Consider the following 6,300-nt stretch of genomic DNA (forward strand, 5'->3'; position numbering starts at 1 on the left):
CCTTTGTCGGGAAATAGTCGGGAAGTTTTTAATCTATTAAATTAAATTCTATGGCAAATGTACAATACCTCGTTAAAGGAAAAAAACCAATATCAACTATTTATGTTCGATTTTATCATACTAAGGCTATTGACATAACGACTTCAGCAACATTATTTATCAATCCTAAATACTGGGATCATGAAAAAGAAAAAATTAAAAATGTTATTCTGGTTCCTAACAGAGATCAAATAAATGATAAACTAACAGACTTAAAAAGGGCTATTACGGACAACTTTAATACAGATTTCTCTTCTGGTGAAATTATAGATAAATCTTGGCTTGACAAACTAATTCACAATAATTTTAATAGACCTAAGCAAGAGGTAAATTTAAAAATACCGAATCACTTTGTTTATTTTTCAGATTATGCTCAGTATTGGCTGGATAACAAAGCATCTACACATTATGTAAAAAAAGATAAGTATATGGGTAAATCTACAAAATCTGTATATGAATCTGCATTGAAATTATTTATTCCATTTGAAGAAAAGAAAAAATACAAGATAAAAGAAATAAATCTTGAATCTCTTCGGACATTTTTGTTTTATCTTGTTAAAGAAGAGGAGTACGCTCCTGTTTCGTCTGACAACACTGTTTCCAGAATAAAGTTTTTCTGTAATCAGGCAGAAAAAGATAATTTAGAAATAGATAAAAGTTTCAAGGAGAAAATTTTCCTTCCAATTAATGAAAATCTTCCTGATGATGATGAAGAATCAGAAGATTATATTGATCCTTATTTTTCAGAATATGAAATTGACTTAATCTATAATTATAATTTTAGTTTTAATGATGATTTGGATCATGTTAGGGATAACCTGATAATTGGTTTATGGACAGGATTAAGAATTTCGGATTTCTTAATTCGTTTAAAATTATCTAATTTCAATAAAGAAAAAACAAGGATATTTATTGATGCACAAAAAACTGGAAATCCAACGGTTATTCCGGTGCATCCAATGGTTAAAGCGATATTAGATAAGAGAAACGGAGAACTGCCTAATAAGATTAATGATATTGATTTTAATAAAAAAATTAAAATACTATGTCAAACCATAGGTTTTGACGAACAGATGTTAGGTGGTGTAACAAAGAGAAATGAAAAAACGGGGAAAACAAGAAAAGCAATTGCCATATATCAAAAATGGGAATTGATAACCTCTCATATTTGTAGACGATCCTTTGCAACTAATTTATATGGAAAAATACCTAATTCTGCTATAATGGCACTGGGTGGATGGAAAACTGAAGAAATGATGTTGAAGTACATCAAAAAGGTTTTACATGAATACGCAGATGCACTGGATGAAAAATGGAAAAATGATTATGCTAAATAAAAAATAAAGATATGAAAAAAACCAATGAAGTATTAAGGAATTCTGAAGGAGACACTTACAGTCAAAGGCTAAATAACATAATTAAAGCTTTGGGATATACCGTACCATTACATTTTGCAAACGATATTGGAATAACCACCAGTAATATATACAGGATAATTAATCATAACTCAGCTATTTCTAAAAATTTGATTCAAAAAATAATAGGTAAATTTCCTCAAATCAGCTATGAATATTTAAAAACAGGTACTGGAAATGTTCTAAAAACAACATACCTACCCAATACTTCTGAAGAAGATGAATCTTTAGATTCGGAAGTTTTATTGAGGTTAGAAAACCTGATAACAAAACAACTAGAAGCTTCATTGAGAACAGAAGAACTCATGAAACAAATTTTAGAAAAAATGAATAAATCATAATTGTAATTTTTAATTCAAACTAAAAAATCCTATCAAATCATCGATAGGATTTTTTTACGCTTGTCACGCCTGAGAAAAGAACTACAATCCTTTATCCCAACATTCAGACTTGCCTTCTTTTACGATCTGAGTATAATAGTCATGTCTGGTTTTAGAGATAGGATAAGATGAAATCTGTCCGTCTTTATTTGTTTTAACAAAATAGGTATATTCAGTAGTATTAATATCATACGTTCTATGTGTATCAATAACCAGATAACACTCCTCTTTATTATCGTCACTTTTAGAACAATTGTTAAAAATGACAATTGTTAATATTAAAACTAAAATTGAAGTGTATTTTCTCATAATTATATCCTTTAGGGGTTTTCCAAATGTAACGTAAATTCTTTTGATATTTATTACGGGTTTCCGTAAATGAAACAATTATTTATATTTAGTAACTTTAGCATGAGTATATTAGACACTTTACCTTTAAAACAAGGGCTTTCCTTGTACTATATTCTAATAAAATGTATTTTTATAGAATACAGTCTATAAATTTTCTTAATTTTATTAGTTTATTCAATTTATATTCGTTAATATTATCTTAATTATTTTAATCCTTTTAGATCAAAAAAACATAATCCAAACCGATACAATCTAATGAAAAAATCAATTTTAATTCTAGTAGTATCTTTATTTATACTCTCGATTTACTCTTGCAGTGTAGATGAGATTGATACACCACAAACACAAAGTGTAACGATTCCAGTAGGATCGGAATCAATTGCACCAATAACAAAAGAAAATGCAGGAGTTTTCACAAAGGCAATTGCAGATACCTTGTCACAGAAGAAAGAAAATAAAGCGCTTATGATGGAAGAAGGAGACAAGCATTTTCCTACTGACCCTAAAAGATAAAATATAAGTATACATTAATTTTTCTCATTGTTTCAAACACCAAAATATTTTTTATCCCCTAAAAACTATAATTCAATGAAAAAATCAATTTTAATTCTAGTAGTGTCTTTATTTATACTCTCGATTTATTCCTGTAGTGTAGATGAGATTGATACACCACAAACACGAAGTGTAACGATTCCAGTAGGATCGGAATCAATTGCACCGATAACAAAAGTAGACGCAAGCGTTTTCACAAAGACAATTGCAGATACCCTGTCACAGAAGAAAGCTCTTATGATGGAAATGGAAGAAGGAGATAAAGGGTCTGGTGATATTCCTATTCAAAAATAAGAAAGGTTATTATTGTTTTATTTGTTTTCTAATTATCTCAAATACCAAAACCGTTTTTTATTAAATAAAACCTTTTTAGGTTTTAAACTTAAAAAAGAGATTTTGAAAAAAACAATATACACTATTTTCCTTTTTATCCTTATAATAGGTTGTAAGGATCAAAAGAATACCAGCTATCAGACAAATCAATTGTCTGATAGCTTATCCTTGTATTTAACAAAAGTAAAGGATACAACCTTGTTACACTCAGAGTGTATAAGTTTTATTCAAAAAGCTTCAGGGGTTGTGCTTAAGCAGGAACAGGATTCTTTATTTTTTGATAATCTGTTTAAAATTGCCAATCAATACTATAATATTGGCGAAATGGAAGCCTATAAAATAATTTCTAAACTTATAGCAGAAAAAGCATATCAGAGGAAAGATAATCCTAATATAGCAAAAGCAGAGGAATATTTAGGAGATTATTTTTTTAAAAATAAATCTAATAGTGATAGTGCTTATTTGTGTTATTCTAAAGCTGAAAAAATTTATACAGAGCTAAATAACAAGGAAAGTATTGGGAGAATGTATTTGAACAAGGCTTTTCTTTATTATGATGAAGGCGATTTTTTGCATTCCCAAATTTCAGCTTTTAAAGCTTTAGTATATTGTAAAGATGAAAATAGTCAAGAGCAATATAGGATATATAATCATTTAGGTATTTTGTTTGATGAATTAAAGCAATATGATAATGCCATAAAGTTTTATAATAAAGCTTTAGATGTAATTCAGGACACTACTACATATAACGGGAGATTATTTAAGATAAATACTTTAAATAATCTAGGAGTAGCTTATAGGAATTCGGGTAAAAACAAAGAAGCAATCACTTATTATAAGGAAGGTTTACAATATACAAACTTTAATAAAAAAACGCCTTATATCCACGCTATGTTATTGGATAATTTAGCTTATTCTCAATTAAAGTTAAAAGAGTACTCTCAATTGCCGGATTTGTTTTATAAAGCTTTACATATTAGAGATAGTTTGCAAAATATTTCAGGCATTAATGTAAATAGAAGACATTTATCAGAATATTATCAGGACCAGAAAGATAGCGTAAAAGCGATTCAGTATGCACAGGAAGCTTATACTATTGCTAAAGAAAAAGGAACCGACCCTAGAGATATACTACTTTCATTAACACAATTAAGAAAAGTAGATTTATCAAAAGAGGTTGCTTATCTCTCTGAATATGTAAAAATTTCAGATAGCCTTAAAACAATAGAACCTTTATTACCTAATAAAATGGTTCAGGCTCAATATGAAGCCGAAGAATTGGTTATTGAAAAAACACAATTAGAAAAGGACAAAAAAAATTTAATAATCGGGTTTATTAGTTTAGTTTCATTATTGGTTATTCTTCTTTTAATTAGAGATTCTTTAGCTAAAAAGAAAGAATCTAAACTAAAATTGGAGGCAACACAACAAAAAGCAAATAACGAAATCTATGAATTGTTATCTGAGCAACAAACTAAGATAGAATCTAGTAGAGAGATTGAGAAAAAAAGAATAGCGAAAGAGTTACATGATGGGATTATTAACAGGCTGGTATGTATTCGTTATAATCTTCATCCCTTAAAGGATAACCCGGATACAGAAACGATACAGAATTGCATACCTCACATTAACGATATTCGCAATGTAGAGAAAGAAATTATTGATATTGCTTATGATCTGAACAGTTTTAATTTCTCCGAAAAAAACGACTTTATAGCTCTGTTGCAAGATCTCCTTGAGAAACAAAAGATACTATCAAAAACAGAGTTCATTTTAATTATGGATACTTATATAGAATGGGATACTGTAAATAACAATATTAAGGCGAACCTTTATAGAATAGTACAGGAATCCCTTCAAAACATCTATAAATATGCTCAGGCTAAAAAAGGTACTTTTAGTATTTCAAAAACAGATAATAACCTTAGACTTAGAATTATAGATGATGGTGTAGGTTTTAATACTGATAAAAAAAGAAAAGGAATAGGTTTAAAGAATATAAATATAAGAGTAGAAAATTTAAAAGGAACCTTCAATATCGTTTCTGAAACTAAAAAAGGAACTTCTTTATACATTATGATTCCTTTAGACTAAAAAATAATTAAGCCATGAAGCCAAATATATTAAATGCTTTAATTGTAGATGACCATCCTGCAATGGTTGATATTTATAAAGGAATTTTGAAGAAATTTAACATCAATATAATAAAGGCTCATAATTGCGAAACAGCTTATAAAATCATTACAGACACACTACATTACAAGACGCTCGATTTAATACTTCTGGATCGGAGTATGCCTTCTTTTAAAGCAAAAAACATCAACTCGGGAGAGGATTTAGCTTTATTGGTAAGAAAACACCACCCAAAAAGCAAAATAATAATATTAACCTCACATGCAGAATCATTTACAGTATACAATATTTTTGATAAAATAACTCCGGAAGGATTAATAATAAAAAGTGATTTTGATACAGAAGAATTACTTCCTATTTTTAATATAATTTTAAAAGGTGACATCTATCACAGTATATCTGTAAAGAAGAGCATTAAAAAAGTTATTGAAAGTGACGTTTTTTTAGATGCTGATAATCGTGATATAATTTCTTTTATAGCAGATGGCATCAAAATTCAAAATTTATCAAATCATATACCTCTTTCCCCTTCCTCTATAGATAGGCGAATAGCCCTTATAAAAGATGAATTAGATGTTACAAACGACCAGAGTATAATTACTATGGCTAAAAAACATAAATTGATTTAATTAATAAACTTCTGTTTTGTTTTTTCAAACAAAATAAATTTTCTTTCTCTTCATCCTGTTTTTACACTATATGAAATTTATCGTAGTCCATCTGGGGTAAAATTCGTCATAATTGAATTAAAATCAAATTATGTTTGTTGTATAAATGTTAAATACCTGCTAGCATTGATTGTCAAAAAAGATTATGGAAGAGTAATTTTAAATGAATTACTCGAGAAATCAGGTCTTACAAAAGATCAGTTTTCAGAATATCTTTATCAGACTTCTAATTTTTGCAGATCAACAAGATAAAAAACAACAAAAACCCAGTGATATGATTAAAAAATTATTTAAACAAATTCTTTTGAATTTATGTTTGATTTTTATTGCACAACAAACATATGCTCAGGAAATAAGAATTACAGGAAAAGTAATTTCGGAAGCAGATGGATTTCCGCTTCCCGGAGCAACTGTAGTAGTTAAAGAAAC

7 protein-coding genes are annotated in these 6,300 nt (G+C 28.3%); 6 read left to right on the forward strand and 1 reads right to left on the reverse strand.

Annotated features, from left to right (window positions below; translation table 11 throughout):
• Positions 1-50: 50 nt before the first annotated feature.
• Entirely contained in the window at positions 51-1,376 is a 1,326-nt protein-coding gene (locus AC4FQX_RS09110; protein WP_491167373.1) for a tyrosine-type recombinase/integrase, read from the forward strand.
• A gap of 11 nt (positions 1,377-1,387) precedes the next feature.
• Complete coding sequence (locus tag AC4FQX_RS09115; RefSeq protein WP_491167374.1) at positions 1,388-1,795, forward strand: hypothetical protein; 408 nt, start codon at positions 1,388-1,390, stop codon at positions 1,793-1,795.
• Between the two features lie 81 nt (positions 1,796-1,876).
• Here AC4FQX_RS09115 and AC4FQX_RS09120 read toward each other — a convergent pair whose 3' ends face one another.
• Positions 1,877-2,143 carry a hypothetical protein gene (locus AC4FQX_RS09120; protein WP_491167375.1) on the reverse strand — a complete coding sequence of 89 codons (267 nt, stop codon included), beginning with the start codon at positions 2,141-2,143 and terminating at the stop codon, positions 1,877-1,879.
• 297 nt (positions 2,144-2,440) lie between these two features.
• On the opposite strand from AC4FQX_RS09120, the gene AC4FQX_RS09125 reads away from it, so the two are divergent.
• The 4 genes from AC4FQX_RS09125 to AC4FQX_RS09140 all read left to right on the forward strand — a co-directional run bounded on the left by AC4FQX_RS09125 (position 2,441) and on the right by AC4FQX_RS09140 (position 5,832).
• Positions 2,441-2,698 carry a hypothetical protein gene (locus AC4FQX_RS09125; protein ID WP_491167376.1) on the forward strand — a complete coding sequence of 86 codons (258 nt, stop codon included), beginning with the start codon at positions 2,441-2,443 and terminating at the stop codon, positions 2,696-2,698.
• A gap of 75 nt (positions 2,699-2,773) precedes the next feature.
• Positions 2,774-3,031, forward strand: a complete 258-nt coding sequence (locus AC4FQX_RS09130; protein ID WP_491167377.1) for a hypothetical protein — start codon at positions 2,774-2,776, stop codon at positions 3,029-3,031.
• A 102-nt stretch (positions 3,032-3,133) separates the two neighbouring features.
• Positions 3,134-5,164 carry a tetratricopeptide repeat-containing sensor histidine kinase gene (locus AC4FQX_RS09135; protein ID WP_491167378.1) on the forward strand — a complete coding sequence of 677 codons (2,031 nt, stop codon included), beginning with the start codon at positions 3,134-3,136 and terminating at the stop codon, positions 5,162-5,164.
• Between the two features lie 14 nt (positions 5,165-5,178).
• Positions 5,179-5,832 (forward strand): response regulator, encoded by a 654-nt coding sequence (locus tag AC4FQX_RS09140; protein WP_491167379.1) that lies wholly within the window; start codon positions 5,179-5,181, stop codon positions 5,830-5,832.
• Positions 5,833-6,300: the final 468 nt, after the last annotated feature.

The sequence above is a fragment of the Flavobacterium sp. AK-301 genome, from assembly GCF_058310215.1.